Below are 14,601 nucleotides of genomic sequence, written 5' to 3'. Positions count from 1 at the left end.
CCTGAATAAAACAAAAAGTTTATATGACCTCAGTTGATTCTAGCAAGCATAAAAAAGCTAAAGCCCTCAAACCTACTAGCCGTCGCCCTGCTAAAGAACTTTGTAGCGAGTGCGGACTGTGCGACACATACTATATTCATTATGTCAAGGAAGCTTGCGCTTTTCTTAATCAGCAAATAGGCGAACTTGAAGAACAAGCGCATAGGCGATCGCGCAATCTCGACAACCCAGATGAGCTATACTTTGGCGTTCATCAAGATATGATGGCGGCGCGAAAACAGCAACCAATAGAAGGCGCACAATGGACGGGAATTGTTAGCAGCATTGCCATTGAAATGCTCAATCGCGGCTTAGTTGAAGGTGTTGTCTGCGTCCAAAATACCAAAGAAGACCGCTTTCAACCGATGCCCATTATTGCCCGCACCCCAGAAGAAATACTTGCAGCCAGAGTAAATAAACCAACACTTTCGCCTAATCTTTCTGTGTTGGAACAAATAGAAAAATCAGGACTGAAGCGACTATTAGTAATTGGTGTTGGTTGCCAAATTCAAGCATTACGAGCTGTAGAAAAACAACTTGGTTTAGAAAAGTTGTATGTTTTGGGTACGCCTTGCGTAGATAATGTTAACCGCGCTGGACTGCAAAAATTCTTAGAAACTACTAGCCGATCGCCTGACACAGTTGTACATTACGAATTCATGCAAGACTTTCGGGTTCACTTCAAACACGAAGATGGTTCAACAGAAACCGTACCTTTCTTTGGTTTGAAAACAAATAAACTCAAAGATGTCTTTGCCCCATCTTGTATGAGTTGCTTTGATTACGTCAATTCTCTAGCAGATTTAGTCGTCGGCTACATGGGCGCACCATTCGGCTGGCAGTGGATTGTAGTTAGAAATGACACTGGTAAAGAAATGCTGGATTTGGTAAAAGACCAGTTAGATACACAGGCGGTGATGTCTAAAGGAAATCGTAAGGAAGCTGTACAGCAAAGCATTCCCGCTTACGATAAAGGAGTGACTCTGCCGATGTGGGCTGCAAAATTGATGGGTGTGGTGATTGAGAAAATCGGCCCTAAGGGTTTGGAATATGCGCGGTTTTCCATTGATTCGCACTTTACTCGGAATTATTTGTATGTGAAGCGGAATCACCCGGAGAAGTTAGAGGAGCATGTTCCGGAGTATGCTAAGCGTATTGTTGGGCAGTATGAGTTGCCGGAGTAATAGCTCACGCACAGGCGCGGAGGCGCAAAGAGTTTTAGAAGTTATTGACTACGCGGGAGATACCGTCTTTGATGAGTGAGACGTTGAAGTTGATGAGTAATCCAACTCGTTTGTCGGCAAGGCGGAGGTAGGTTAGTAGTTGCTTTTTGTGTACTGGATGAATAGATTCTACTGATTTGAGTTCAACAATTACTTGATTTTCGACTATCAAATCAGCACGAAAGCCTTCCTCTAAAACTACCCCTCCATAAACCACTGGAATCATCACTTGTCTTTGAACCCGTAACTTTCGCTTCCGCAACTCAAAATCCATCACCGTCTCATAAACCGATTCCAGCAAACCAGACCCCAAACTCGTATGAACCATATAAGCCGCATCCACAACCGCCCCCGAAACCTCATTTATCTCATCCTCATTCATCTCTGTGCGCCTCTGCATCTCTGCGTGAGATCGTCCTAACCCATGTTCTTTATATAACCCTCACTCCCCCCTCCCCACAGCATCGATCGCCGCCTCCAAAGCGATCGCCACATGAGTCCAATGTGTCCCCCCTTGACAATAAACCACATACGGCTCGCGCAACGGCCCGTCCGCCGACAATTCCAAAGTACTTCCCTCAATAAACGTCCCCCCAGCCATCACCACTTGGCTCTCATACCCCGGTATTTCATCTGGAATGGGGTCTAAGTAGGAACCGATGGGAGAATACTGTTGTATGGCTTTACAGAAAGCAATTAACTTTTTAGCAGAACCCAGTTTAATTGCCTGAATCACATCTCCACGCGGCGCTAACGGGGGAGGATTCACGGGATAACCGAGTTTATCGAATACATAACCAGTTAAGTATGTCCCTTTCATCGCCTCTCCCACCATCTGGGGCGCGAGAAATAGCCCTTGGAACAACAAACGATTTTGGTCAAAAGTAGCACCGCCATAACTACCAATACCCGGAGCAGTGAGGCGACAAGCAGCGGCTTCCACCAAGTCAGCGCGGCCGGCGACATAACCGCCAGCAACGACAATCGTGCCACCAGGATTTTTTATCAACGACCCCGCCATTAAATCGGCACCTACGGCTGTGGGTTCCTTGGTTTCGATAAATTCGCCATAGCAGTTATCTACAAAACAAATTGTGTTGGGGTTTTGCTGTTTAACTATATGGATGATTTTTTCAATATCGGCAATTGATAAACTCGGACGCCAAGAATAGCCACAAGAGCGCTGAATCGTGACTAAACGAGTTTTGTCAAGCACTGCATGGCTTAAAGCTTCCCAATCCACCCCTCCTTCTGGGGTTAGCTCTAATTGGCGGTATTTTATGCCAAACTCAATAAGGGAACCTTGACCGTGACCCCGCAAACCAATGACTTCTTCAAGCGTATCGTAAGGAGAACCGACTACTGATAACATCTCATCTCCAGGACGGAGTACCCCAAACAACGCACAAGCGATCGCATGAGTTCCCGAAACAAATTGCACTCGCACTGCTGCGGCTTCGGAACCCATAACTTCGGCAAAAACTTTATCTAAAGTTTCTCGCCCTAGATCGTCATGGCCATAACCACTTACACCAGCAAAATGGTGTGCGCCGACACGGTGATTACGAAAGGCATCTAGCACTCGTTTTAGATTATGCTTGACCTGAGTGTCAATACCAGAAAAAATTTCTAACAGTGCGTGTTCTGCTTGCCGCAGCTGTTCCAAGCTGTTCATTAGTTCCTCGTTCACAAAAAATTATAAATATGCCGATTTTCAGATCGCGCAAATTCGGCCGAACAATTCCAATTCAGGTTACTGCATGACAATTGCTACTTCAACTAAACCTCAAATCAACTGGGTTAATACCCTGTTTTTCATTGGTCTGCACATCGGTGCGCTGTTTGCCTTTGTTCCTGGTAACTTTAGCTGGACGGCAGTTGGCGTGGGTTTGTTGCTCTACTGGGTGAGTGGTGGTTTAGGCATTACTCTAGGATTTCACCGTCTCGTTACCCACCGCAGTTTTCAAACTCCCAAGTGGCTAGAGTATCTCCTGGTTTTCTTCGGAACACTCGCTTGTCAAGGAGGCCCAATCGAATGGGTAGGGACGCATCGTATCCATCATTTACACTCAGATACTGAATCCGATCCCCATGATTCTAATAAAGGCTTTTGGTGGAGCCACATGGGTTGGCTGATTCATTTTTGTCCCTCTCAGGCTCAAGTTCCTCGTTTCACCAAAGATATAGCCGAAGACCCAGTTTATCAGTTTTTAGAAAAATATTTCATTTTGCTCCAGATTGCTCTGGGCGTATTGCTTTTGCTTATAGGTGGCTGGCCGTTTGTTATTTGGGGAATTTTTGTTCGCATTGTCTGGGTTTACCACTGCACTTGGTTGGTAAACAGCGCTACTCATAAATTTGGTTATCAAAGCCATGATTCTGGCGATCGCTCAACTAACTGCTGGTGGGTAGCCATACTAGTTTTCGGTGAAGGCTGGCACAATAATCACCATGCTTTTCAATATTCAGCTCGTCACGGGCTGGAATGGTGGGAAATTGATTTAACTTGGATGACAATTCAATTGCTGCAAGCAGTTGGTCTGGCTACTAATGTGAAGCTAGCTCCAACAAAGCAGTAAGTTATTTGTCCTTTGTCATTAGTCATTAGTCATTGGTCATTGTTCTTTACTCAATGCCCAATGCCCCATGCCCAGTGACTAATGACAAAGAATTTTCTGTGCAACCAAGTACGTGCGCCAATTCTAAAATTGCCTTTAAAAATTATTTACGGGTGCGCTTGTATAGGTTAGGTTGCTATAATCCGAGACGCTAATATTAAGCAACTTTACGGCAAGTTATTTTTTGATGACTTGGTGGAGGAGTTTGTTGTATTTCAGGTGTTCATGACTACATCAATAATTAATACCCAGAAACTAAGTGACGAGTCTGCCAATTCTAACTTCAGGCTCAAAGATATTGTCAAAACCCTGCCACGAGAATGTTTTCAGCAAAGCCGTCGCAAGGCTTGGACACAAGTAATACTCAGTGTCTCGGCAGTTGCTTTGGGCTACTACAGTCTGGCGATCGCTCCTTGGTTTCTTTTGCCCCTAGCTTGGGTTTTTACAGGTACCGCTTTAACAGGTTTTTTTGTAATTGGTCATGATTGTGGTCACAGGTCATTTGCCAAACGTCGTTGGGTAAATGATGTGGTAGGCCACTTTTTTATGGCGCCGTTAATTTATCCGTTTCACAGTTGGCGGATTAAGCATAATTATCACCATACTCATACCAACAAGCTCGATGAGGACAATGCTTGGCATCCTATCAGACCAGAAGTGTTTGAAAAGTGGGATAAAACCCGACAGTCTGCTTTTGAATTATTCATTCGCAAACGCTTCTGGTGGGTAGGTTCCATTGGACATTGGGCAGTTGTGCATTTTGATTGGCGGAATTTCAAAACTAAAGACCAATCCAGCATCAAGCTTTCTGTAGCTGTGGTGGTATTATTTGCTGCGATCGCTTTCCCAGCCCTGATTGCCACTACAGGTATCTGGGGATTTGTCAAGTTTTGGTTAGTGCCCTGGTTGGTCTACCACTTTTGGATGAGTACTTTTACCATCGTTCACCACACTGCTTCAGATGTTCCTTTTGTAGGAGCAAACAAGTGGAACGAAGCTCTAGCTCAACTATTTGGTACCATTCATTGCGATTATCCCCGTTGGGTAGAAATCCTCTGCCACGACATCAATGTTCATGTCCCTCATCATATTTCCACCGCCATTCCTTCTTATAATTTGCGGCTAGCTTACAGCAGCATCAAAGAAAATTGGGGGCCTTATCTACATGATGAATGTCAGTTTTCTTGGTCTTTAATGAAGCAGATTACAGACCAATGTCAACTGTACACAACTGATGTCGGCTATAAGACTTTCGACGAATATTACGCAGAACGATAAACCGCTTTGCAAACTTTCTTCACGCTCTTGAACTCCACGAGAGCGTTTATCTTTGCGTGGGTTTTAATACAATCTGGCAATTCTTGACTTATTAAATATTGTTAGGTAAATTGCCAGAACATTTACGCTTGGATGTTACGAGAGTTAGTATTCTGGGCATACTAGTGAAGTAAAAAATCAAAAATAAAAATAAGTCTTGACTTCATCTTTATTTTGGTTTTTTCCTGTTTACTTTTGCTATGTGGGGTAAGATTATCTTGCCTCAAATAAAGTTCCGATTTATCTTCAACAAAAGAATCCAGCCAGTGCAATCAAATATCATCACACTCAACGAGCCTCAGAATCTTGAATTATCTGGGGAGACTACCAAACTGCCTTTTACTCTTCAGGATTTAAAAGCTGCGATCCCCGCTGAATGCTTTCAGCCCAATGCAACAAAATCACTGTTTTACTTTTTTCGCGACATTCTGATTATTAGTCTGCTTTATGCAGTTGCTTATTACCTGGATTCTTGGTTTTTCTTTCCGATTTTTTGGTTAATGCAAGGAACAATGTTTTGGGCTTTGTTTGTAGTCGGACATGACTGCGGACACCAATCTTTTTCTAAGCATAAATGGCTGAATGATTTGATTGGACATCTTTCTCATACACCCATACTTGTTCCTTATCATGGTTGGCGAATCAGCCATAGAACTCACCACAAAAATACCGGCCATCTCGATAATGATGAAAGCTGGTATCCTCTAAACGAATCGGACTATAAGCGAATGCCGCTAGAACAAAAGATAGTCCGATATTATGCTTTTTTATTGGCTTATCCTTTGTACTTATTTAAGCGTTCTCCCAATAAAAAAGGTTCCCACTTTTTACCCAGCAGCCCGCTATTTAAACCCTCAGAAAAATGGGATGTCATCACTAGTACCGTTCTTTGCATTGGTATGGTAGGTTTGCTTGGCTACCTTACCTATCTATGGGGTTGGATGTGGTTGCTTAAGTATTACGCTGCACCTTACATTGTGTTCGTAATTTGGCTTGATTTAGTAACATTTTTGCATCACACTGAACCAGATATTCCCTGGTATCGTGGAGAAGAGTGGACTTTTTTAAAAGGTGCAATTTCCAGTATCGATCGCGATTATGGTTTGATTAATCATATCCATCATGATATTGGCACTCATGTTGCTCACCACATATTCCTTAACATCCCTCATTACAATTTGCTGAAGGCCACTGAGGCAATCAAACCAGTAATGGGTGAGTACTTCCGGAAATCAGAGGAACCAATTTGGAAATCATTATGGAATTCCTGGGCGAACTGCCATTTTGTACCCGATACTGGAAGTAAGGTTTACTACACATCCAACAACAAGCTAGCTAAACCCTAAGCATGAAATTTGCGACTTCTTAAAGAAGTCGCAAATCTTGTATTATCAGTTGTTAATGATTCATGACTACCAATCAAAGATACTTTGTCATTAAAATAAAATTTTATAAAAGGTGCATTTAAAGATTAACGAAATAGCTTAATATAACTTCTATTTTGGAGGCGCTCGCACATTATTATTGCTGCAAACTCTGTTAAAATTTGAGCGTCACAGCTACAAGTAAATCCTAGAGAATAAAATTCAAAACTTTCCTGGCTGTAGGGTGATTAAAATACAGAGGTAAAATAAAAATAGTTCGATGACACCCGACTATACATGATTTAAGGTTATAGGCTTAGAGGAAGATATTTTCTTCCGACTGTTGCAGTTGTATTGGCTAAAGACTAGCATATCTATGTTCAGAGATGATATCTCGTTAAATCAACCTAAAACCAATGAAACACTTTTGCTAAAAGCATTTTAGGCTCTATTAAGGATGAGTTAACTTTATTTGCATCTAGTGACTTCAGTCAATTTCCTGCTAGGGTTATAAATCAGCAGAGACTATACTATAGACAATTTAGCTAATAACCCTTTTCAGATTTAAAATTCAGAGGTATCAATGATTATAACTAATTTTAGCAAACAAAGAAATGAATTAAATGAATCTAAAGTACTCAAAGCTAAACCACACTGGCAAGGGCAAAACTTGAGCGATACTGCTGTCAAAGGTAAAGATACCAAGATGCGAGATACTGCACCTGATACTTCCATTTTGAATACCTTGAATCGCGGTCGAGTTGCCATTTTTATTGATGGCTTAAGCCTATTTCATACAGCTTTACAACTCGGCATAGAAATTGACTACGTTAAATTGCTTTGTCATTTAACCAACGGTTCGAGACTGCTACGTGCTTTTTTCTATACTGGGGTTGATATCACCAATGAGAAGCAACAGGGTTTTTTACTATGGATGCGTCGTAATGGCTATCGTGTAGTAGCAAAAGACCTCGTTGCGTCGCAAGATAATTTTAAAAAATCAAATCTGAACGTAGAAATTGCTGTAGACATGATCACTTTAGCCCCTTACTATGATACAGCGGTTTTAGTCAGCGGCGATGGAGATCTAGCTTATGCTGTGAATGCTGTCAGCAGAATGGGGGTTAGAGTGGAAGTTGTTAGTCTGCAAACAACTACTAGCGAAAGCTTAATTGATGTTGCTGACTGTTTTATTGACATAGATAGCATTAAAGCATACATTCAAAAAGACTCTAATCTTGGCTATACTTACCGAACCACAACAAATTCAAACCTGTAAGTGAGAGGGAGTGGGGAGATAGGGAGATGGGGAGATGGGGAGAAAATTTCACCCTACCACCCCATCTCCCCACCACCTCAATACCCCATGCCCATGCGTCTTTTTAAATCTGCGTATTTTACTCGGCGCTAATTTGGATGGATATTTTAATAGTTGAAGATGAACCAGAAATTGCTCATTTAATTCAACTCTCTTTAGAGAAAGAAGGATTTTTCTGTCGCATTAGCCGCGATGGTATCAATGCTCTACGGATGTTTCAGGAGCAGCCACCCGATTTAATCATTCTAGATTTGATGATTCCTGGTTTGGATGGATTGGAAGTTTGTGCCAGAATTCGCCAAAAACCAGGCGCAAAAGATCCTTATATTTTGATGCTCACCGCCAAAGGCGAGGAAATCGATCGCGTCATTGGTTTATCTACTGGTGCTGATGATTACATGGTGAAGCCCTTTAGCCCCAGAGAGTTAGTAGCTAGAGTACGAGCGCTATTGCGGCGTAGTCTCCGGCAAGGGGGACAACATCAAGTCAATCGTACCCAACACTTTATAGTAGATGTAGATCAGCGCACTGCCAGCCGGCAGATGAATTCCCAGCAACCTGAAATTCTCGACTTAACTACCCTAGAATTTAATTTGCTAACTACCTTTGTCAGCAATCCTGGTCGAGTCTGGAATCGCACCCAACTAATTGATAAACTTTGGGGAGATAACTTTTTTGGTGATGAACGCGTGGTAGATACCCATGTGGCTCGATTGCGAAAAAAGGTTGAGCCTGACCCAGCAAATCCTACTTTTATTAAAACTGTTGTTGGGGTTGGCTATAAATTTGAAGACTCCCCGATGGCGTAAATTTTATGAAGATGGGGCTGAGAGGACGACTATTTTTTTCTCACTTGGTAGTCATGATAGTGGGGGTAGCTAGTCTAGTCATTATCAGCAAAGTTTCTTCTCCCCGATTCTTTGTCTTGCATTTGGAACGACTAGAAAATCGGGGGTTCGATTTAATCGATATTCGCACTGAATTAGTGACAGGATTTGAAATTGCTTGGCAGCGAAGTACTATTTGGTCAGTTTTAGTTGGTAGCAGCGCCGCTGGAGGATTGAGTTACTGGGTGTCCAGAAGGATTATGCTGCGGTTGACTGAGATGGAACAAATCACCCAAAAATTTGCTGCTGGTCAGATGGATGCACGATTACCAACGTATGACATTCCAGAACTTAATAGATTAGGTGCTAGTTTCAACCGGATGGCAGCTAGTTTAGAAGGGGTGGAAGTGCGGCGACGAGAAGTGATTGGCGATATGACCCACGAACTACGGACACCGTTAACAGTTGTGCGCGGTTATTTAGAAGAACTGGCTGATGGAGAAATTGAAGCGTCTCCAGAAATTTATCGACGTTTAGCTAAAGAAACTAGGCGCTTAGAGCGATTGGTGAATGATTTACAAGAACTGTCGAAGGCAGAAGCTGGTTATTTGCCAATTAAGATACAACGGTTAAATCTGCGTCCGTTGTTAGAGTCATTAGTAGAGAAATTTACCGACCAGCTGTTGGAAGATGGGCCGGGTCTGCACTTGGAATGTCCGCCTGTGCTGCCTCCTGTATTGGCAGATATCGATCGCACAGAACAAGTATTGGTTAATCTCCTTGGTAATGCAGTGCGTTACACCAAGGAAGGTTCAATTACTATTCGTACTGAGATTGAAGCATCTAAACTCTGGATTGCAGTCATAGATACAGGTATTGGTATTGCGGCAGAAAATTTGCCCCACGTATTTGAACGCTTCTGGCGAGCCGATCAATCACGCGATCGCCATTCCGGAGGTACTGGTATTGGCTTAACGATTTCCCACCGTTTGATTGAACTACAAGGCGGTGAGATTCAGGTAGAAAGCAAATTGGGAGTTGGCAGTACGTTTCGTTTTTTTCTACCTTTGGCTTAAGGCAAGCAATTTTGGATTTTAGATTTTGGGTTGGCGCCTCAAATTCCCAATCCCAACATTTGCAATACAACAAATTGACATCAGGTAGTCACGTCGGTGTCATACCCAATTGCTAGTTTGAAAGTATCCAAATTCTTGGTTTTTGAAGTGGGTCAAGATTTGGAATTTGTTTTTAATATAACGTTAATTTGGCATTGTGGATCGTATGCCTAATATTGTTCTGGCGGCTTTTTTGGTTAGTTTACTCACCGTATCTGGTTACGCCGCGATCGCCTACCTATTCCCTCAAAATCGTTCTCAGGACTGAGCACGTATCAAAATATTGGTATCTTTGCTCTCTTTTTGTTTTTGATTTTTATACAACTGCTCGTGATTAATATGTCGTCATGGGAAAAGGCATAAGCGATCGCTAAATTTTCTTTTAAAGACTTACGGTTAATTAAGCGTATTAGTTTTAACAATTTACATTTTGTTAAAACTCTTATTACTACACAATCTAGAATAGATAAAAGTCTGACTGACTCTTGAGAAAAGTATGTTATAACATTGTACGGACGATGTTTGGTGAATCTCATATAACTCAAGGAGTACACAGAGTGAATCAGATAGAATTAAGTTTAACTATTGCTTACCTGTTAATGACATGCTATTTTTTGACAAATTGGTTAGTATTTTCCCTACGTCATCCCACTTCTGCTCCAGAAGATAAATTTTTGTCCTTTGTGATGTTTTTGACAACAATTATCTTTTGGCCTTTGATGATTTTCATGTCTTGTTTAGAAATGTTTAATAAAAAGAAAATAGATATTAATAAAATAATTCCTGTGATTTTAACAATATTTGTGTTTAGTATTTCTTATTATCTAAGCTATCTTTAGTATTAGTAACAGAGATTTCGTCCTGATTTACTACGATTAAATTAAAGCATTTCTTAGAGAATTTAATAGTAAAAACTTTATCGGTTTAAACTTACTTGCCCTACCTTTTTAAATCCGAAATTTGAGTATTAAATTTAAACTTTTTCAATTCATTATAGCAAAGCTTTTCTCAAATTAAATTAGTGCGATCGCTTAGGCATTTTCTGGATTTGATAAACTTGGATAAAAATTAAAATGTAATCTAGTTCGCTGAGATATCTTTAATTTAGAAGACGCATTTCGACTTCTCCCAAGGGGAGACGCTACGCCAAGCAAGATCCCGTTCGCCCTTGGCGTTCCCGCAGGGTAGGGTACGCTCAATGCTCGGTAAGCTTATTCTAAGAGGGTTGAGTTTCGACTACGCTCAACTTCCGCGCAGTCGAAACCCGGCGAGATCGAGTTAGGTTTAATTTAGTCCTTCTACTTACCCACTTTTTAAGGCGGTCGCCGCAGGCGGGGGGATCTTATCTGAACTGTATTGGTCTATATTTTTGCTAAAAAGGCAAAAGTAAAACACTTTTGCCTTTTTATCTAGTATTTAATTCAGCTCAAACTCAGCACTCAAAACTGCTAACTATCTTAGCGCCGTCTGCTGCCAAAGCCAGTCGAGCGCCGGGGTGCTGAACTACGCCCACTACCAAAACTACCACTACTAGGAGCAGTTCTAGTCCTAGTAGAGCTACCAGAGCGTCTTAATACGCCGCCGCCATAACCGGAACCAGTTGAGCGACTACCAGTATTTGGACGCGGTGTAGTCCGTACACTTGAACTACCAGGATATGACCTTCTAACCGTCCCTGTAGTGCGGAAAGCAGTGCGATTTCTCTCCACTACGGGTGGTTCGTTATAGCGAGTTCGATAGCTTTGAACTGCTTGGTTATAGTTGCTACCATATCCACCGAAGCCAGCCAGTCCTCCTGGTTGATAAACAGGGGGCACATAGTACTGGGGTCTAAACAATAGACTACCAATGGCTTGACCCGCTAAGTTACCAGCCACAGACGCAGCAAAGGGCGTCCAAAAGCTATTTTCTTGGCGGACTACGACTGTTTCTTGCCTTCCAGTTTGCGGATTAGTTCTGTTCTCAGTAACGTTGTGGACGTAGGCAATTTTAAAATCTTCTGTCAGATATAAAACTGGCTGTCCATTTTGTACCTTTAGATAGCTTTTTTTACCCTGTTTAATTTCGTCATCAGTTAGACGTGCCATTTGTAAATTCTCAGTTACAAAGGTTGGGGGTGTGTTGTTGAGTAAAAACAGGCTGTACTCCCCAGTTGCATCGTCATAGGTAGCTTGTTGTATTTGATACTCACCGTCGCTTAATTTGGTGTTAGTTGAATTTTGACTAACGTTCCTAGCTGGAGGGTTAGCTTGCTCTCCACCCCCACAAGCAACAGTTGTTAGACACAAACTCAGTGCTAAAAAAAAGGCTGTAAATTTACGTACTATCGTCATGATCGTTGCATGATTATCCTATCTCTGAGCTTAACAATTTCTCGGTGCGAGGAGTAAGTAGAGACTACCCAACCAATTACAAAGGAATTAATTCTGGATAATGTTGCAACATCTGATCGCTAGTGAGTTCATCGCCTAACTGTGCTGGTGCAAAATGCACGTAAATTTCCAGTAATTTACGCTGGTAATGCAAATTGATTAAGGCTTTCAAACCTTCCTTTAGCCCCTGAACGTTAGAAAGGTCAGTTTCTAAGTCTGGTACTTCTCCTTCATAAGCGACTGTAATCATCACAACAACGTTGCGAGTTACGGGTACAGATAAAGGTTCATCAAACCCAGAGGCAGAACTTCCATCTGGTTGGCTGAGAAATCTTTGGGCAGAATCAGTAAATAATTCATCTACATACCCTGCTGCTTCACCTTCGTCCCAAAATATGTCACCTTGATTGGAAGCTGAAAGCCAATACTCATCATATCGCAGTAGAGTCTCGCAGATTTCTACCAATCCTTCTCCCAAAACTTCTAACTCGCCATCAGCATCGATCGCATCGCGGGCACTACTATTTAATACTCCCAACACTGGCGCTACTTCACCTCCCCCTAAATGTAAAAATAGGCGAAAGACCACATAGCGAGTTCGACCAATCATTCTATTAAATGAGTCGCGCATTTTTCCCTCCAGAATTTTATCATCAGTCAATTGGTCATTGGTCATTAGTCATTGGTCATTGGTCATTAGTTATTAGTTATTAGTCATTAGTCATTGGTCGCTTGCTCGAATAACTAATACTTAATATTCAATGCCCTATGCCCCATGCCCTATGCCCCATGCCCTATGTTCAATGACTAATATAGTGAAACCCTTTAACAAAATCTATAACCATGTTTGATGAAGGTAATATATATTTTGTTGATTCACTAGATTTTTCGTCATAAATTGAACTATTGATAGAAGACCGATTAATAAATCTTTTACCAAAGTTTGGATTGTCATGTACTATCAAAGTTTGGGCGCTAGAATTTGTTAAAATTATTTGACTTGGAGCTTTACAAAAATTTAACTTAGCAGCTACTTCAAGATTTTTTTTGATTTCTTTGATTGTTGCAGCTTTACTTATAGCTTGTTCTAAAAGTATATTTAATTGTTTTACCATATCTGGAGATTTAAAATCTTTTAAATCTGGGTTTGCTACAACTTCAGTATTAATCATTTCCACCATCTGGGAAATATTCTTTTGGGTAGATACCGCATCTAGAAATGGAAGGATTGCAATATAAGCGGTGGGGAATAATGCTTCGTCGCTATCTACACGGAAGGTGAAAATAGTGCGGCGGCGACCACTTTCCATACTTGGGGGTTGTTTTAGTCCCCGGTATTCTTGAGCAATTTGGTAGTAGGCTCCAGCAAGGGCAAAGTTAGCTTCGTGTTCTAGGGCTGCATCAATAATAATCCGAATTGTTGGGGGCGTTTCATTAAAAAAATCTCGTGAATCGTCGGAATGAAATTTTTGGATAATTGAGCGATCGCCTGTGGGGCTGAGGTCTACCCATTCACAAGTCATACCTTCGGTTTTTAAACCAAATCTAGAAGTAGCATAAAGTTTTGCACCGGTTAAAGTTGCTCCGGTTAAGTCAGCACCAATCCATTCCGCCCTAATTAATTTTGCTTGAGTTAAATTCGCGTGTACTAAACTCGTATTCGTTAAATTGGCATTGCTTAAATCTGCACCAATTAAATTTGCACCGCTCAATTTTGCCCCGCTCAAATCTGCCCACCTCAGGTTCGCCCCGCTCAAATCCGCCCACCTCAGGTTTGCCCCGCTCAAATCTGCACCGCTGAGGTTAGCATGGCTAAGATTTGCCTGTCTGAGTTCAGCATCTCGCAAATTCGCGCCGGTGATGTCACAACGACTCACATCGGCGGCGTTTAAGTTAGCGGTTTCTAAGTTGGCTCCTGTGAGGGAAGCGCCTCTCAACACAGCCTCGCCCAAGTTAGCGTTACGGAGATTCGCTTGGCGCAGAGTCCCCTCTCGCAGATCGGCGCTGGTGAGGTTAGCCTGGGACAAGTCAGCACGACTGAGATCGGCGCGAATTAATTCGGCACGGATGAGGGAAGCTCCTCTAAGTTGAGCGCGGCTGAGATCTGCTCTAATCAAATTAGCTACATTGAGACTGGCGTTGTTGAGGACGGCGCTGCATAGATTCACACCACTCAATCTTGCTACATTCAACTTGGCATTGCTCAAGTTAGCTTCGCTGAGATTGGCACCGCTCAAGTTAACAATACTCAAATTAGCATCGCTCAGATTCACGCCACTGAGTTTAGCCCCACTCAGATTGGCTTCAGACAGTTCAATACCACCAAAGTTTAAGACTCCTACCGCGTACTGTTCCAGCAATTCCTCTACATTCATCGATGCTACCTCTGGGATGCCAAATTTATATAG

At 42.1% G+C, this 14,601-nt stretch carries 12 protein-coding genes; 7 read left to right on the top strand and 5 right to left on the bottom strand.

Annotated elements, in window-relative coordinates; all coding sequences use genetic code 11:
* The first annotated feature begins 23 nt into the window (after positions 1–23).
* Positions 24–1,223 (top strand): Coenzyme F420 hydrogenase/dehydrogenase, beta subunit C-terminal domain, encoded by a 1,200-nt coding sequence (locus NSTC745_RS15310; RefSeq protein ID WP_445637896.1) that lies wholly within the window; start codon positions 24–26, stop codon positions 1,221–1,223.
* A 34-nt stretch (positions 1,224–1,257) separates the two neighbouring features.
* On the opposite strand, the gene NSTC745_RS15305 is transcribed toward NSTC745_RS15310, so the two are convergent.
* Together NSTC745_RS15305 and NSTC745_RS15300 are read right to left on the bottom strand one after the other, a co-directional pair.
* Positions 1,258–1,662, bottom strand: a complete 405-nt coding sequence (locus tag NSTC745_RS15305) for a GxxExxY protein (protein WP_445637895.1) — start codon at positions 1,660–1,662, stop codon at positions 1,258–1,260.
* A 42-nt stretch (positions 1,663–1,704) separates the two neighbouring features.
* Entirely contained in the window at positions 1,705–2,937 is a 1,233-nt protein-coding gene (locus NSTC745_RS15300; RefSeq protein WP_445637894.1) for a methionine gamma-lyase family protein, read from the bottom strand.
* Positions 2,938–3,022: 85 nt separating this feature from the next.
* Between NSTC745_RS15300 and NSTC745_RS15295 the strand changes: the two genes are divergently transcribed.
* From NSTC745_RS15295 to NSTC745_RS15270, 6 genes are all read left to right on the top strand, one after another.
* Complete coding sequence (locus tag NSTC745_RS15295) at positions 3,023–3,841, top strand: acyl-CoA desaturase (RefSeq protein ID WP_445637893.1); 819 nt, start codon at positions 3,023–3,025, stop codon at positions 3,839–3,841.
* A 264-nt stretch (positions 3,842–4,105) separates the two neighbouring features.
* On the top strand, positions 4,106–5,158 hold the full coding sequence (locus NSTC745_RS15290; protein WP_445637892.1) for a fatty acid desaturase: 1,053 nt from the start codon (positions 4,106–4,108) through the stop codon (positions 5,156–5,158).
* 305 nt (positions 5,159–5,463) lie between these two features.
* Entirely contained in the window at positions 5,464–6,543 is a 1,080-nt protein-coding gene (locus tag NSTC745_RS15285) for a fatty acid desaturase (RefSeq protein ID WP_445637891.1), read from the top strand.
* A gap of 601 nt (positions 6,544–7,144) precedes the next feature.
* Positions 7,145–7,840 carry a LabA-like NYN domain-containing protein gene (locus NSTC745_RS15280; RefSeq protein ID WP_445637890.1) on the top strand — a complete coding sequence of 232 codons (696 nt, stop codon included), beginning with the start codon at positions 7,145–7,147 and terminating at the stop codon, positions 7,838–7,840.
* A 137-nt stretch (positions 7,841–7,977) separates the two neighbouring features.
* On the top strand, positions 7,978–8,688 hold the full coding sequence (locus NSTC745_RS15275) for a response regulator (RefSeq protein ID WP_096540566.1): 711 nt from the start codon (positions 7,978–7,980) through the stop codon (positions 8,686–8,688).
* Positions 8,689–8,693: 5 nt separating this feature from the next.
* Positions 8,694–9,782, top strand: coding sequence for a sensor histidine kinase (locus NSTC745_RS15270; protein ID WP_445637889.1), 1,089 nt, complete (start codon positions 8,694–8,696; stop codon positions 9,780–9,782).
* A 1,496-nt stretch (positions 9,783–11,278) separates the two neighbouring features.
* Here NSTC745_RS15270 and NSTC745_RS15265 read toward each other — a convergent pair.
* The 3 genes from NSTC745_RS15265 to NSTC745_RS15255 all read right to left on the bottom strand — a co-directional run bounded on the left by NSTC745_RS15265 (position 11,279) and on the right by NSTC745_RS15255 (position 14,568).
* The gene (locus NSTC745_RS15265; RefSeq protein WP_445637888.1) at positions 11,279–12,154 is read right to left on the bottom strand and encodes a hypothetical protein; all 876 of its coding nucleotides are present in this window, start codon (positions 12,152–12,154) and stop codon (positions 11,279–11,281) included.
* A 76-nt stretch (positions 12,155–12,230) separates the two neighbouring features.
* Positions 12,231–12,824, bottom strand: a complete 594-nt coding sequence (locus NSTC745_RS15260; protein ID WP_445638611.1) for a DUF1517 domain-containing protein — start codon at positions 12,822–12,824, stop codon at positions 12,231–12,233.
* 169 nt (positions 12,825–12,993) lie between these two features.
* Entirely contained in the window at positions 12,994–14,568 is a 1,575-nt protein-coding gene (locus tag NSTC745_RS15255; protein ID WP_445637887.1) for a pentapeptide repeat-containing protein, read from the bottom strand.
* Between the last annotated feature and the right edge of the window lie 33 nt (positions 14,569–14,601).

The sequence above is a fragment of the Nostoc sp. DSM 114161 genome, from assembly GCF_052692665.1.
The sequence above is the reverse complement of the archived record's forward strand: the minus strand, read 5'-3'. Positions and strand labels throughout refer to the sequence as shown.

Coding starts and splice junctions, on each gene's coding strand:
- NSTC745_RS15310 (WP_445637896.1), top strand. CDS start 24: ATGACCTCAGTTGATTCTAGCAAGCATAAAAAAGCTAAAGCCCTCAAA.
- NSTC745_RS15305 (WP_445637895.1), bottom strand. CDS start 1,662: ATGCAGAGGCGCACAGAGATGAATGAGGATGAGATAAATGAGGTTTCG.
- NSTC745_RS15300 (WP_445637894.1), bottom strand. CDS start 2,937: ATGAACAGCTTGGAACAGCTGCGGCAAGCAGAACACGCACTGTTAGAA.
- NSTC745_RS15295 (WP_445637893.1), top strand. CDS start 3,023: ATGACAATTGCTACTTCAACTAAACCTCAAATCAACTGGGTTAATACC.
- NSTC745_RS15290 (WP_445637892.1), top strand. CDS start 4,106: ATGACTACATCAATAATTAATACCCAGAAACTAAGTGACGAGTCTGCC.
- NSTC745_RS15280 (WP_445637890.1), top strand. CDS start 7,145: ATGATTATAACTAATTTTAGCAAACAAAGAAATGAATTAAATGAATCT.
- NSTC745_RS15275 (WP_096540566.1), top strand. CDS start 7,978: ATGGATATTTTAATAGTTGAAGATGAACCAGAAATTGCTCATTTAATT.
- NSTC745_RS15270 (WP_445637889.1), top strand. CDS start 8,694: ATGAAGATGGGGCTGAGAGGACGACTATTTTTTTCTCACTTGGTAGTC.
- NSTC745_RS15265 (WP_445637888.1), bottom strand. CDS start 12,154: ATGACGATAGTACGTAAATTTACAGCCTTTTTTTTAGCACTGAGTTTG.
- NSTC745_RS15260 (WP_445638611.1), bottom strand. CDS start 12,824: ATGCGCGACTCATTTAATAGAATGATTGGTCGAACTCGCTATGTGGTC.
- NSTC745_RS15255 (WP_445637887.1), bottom strand. CDS start 14,568: ATGAATGTAGAGGAATTGCTGGAACAGTACGCGGTAGGAGTCTTAAAC.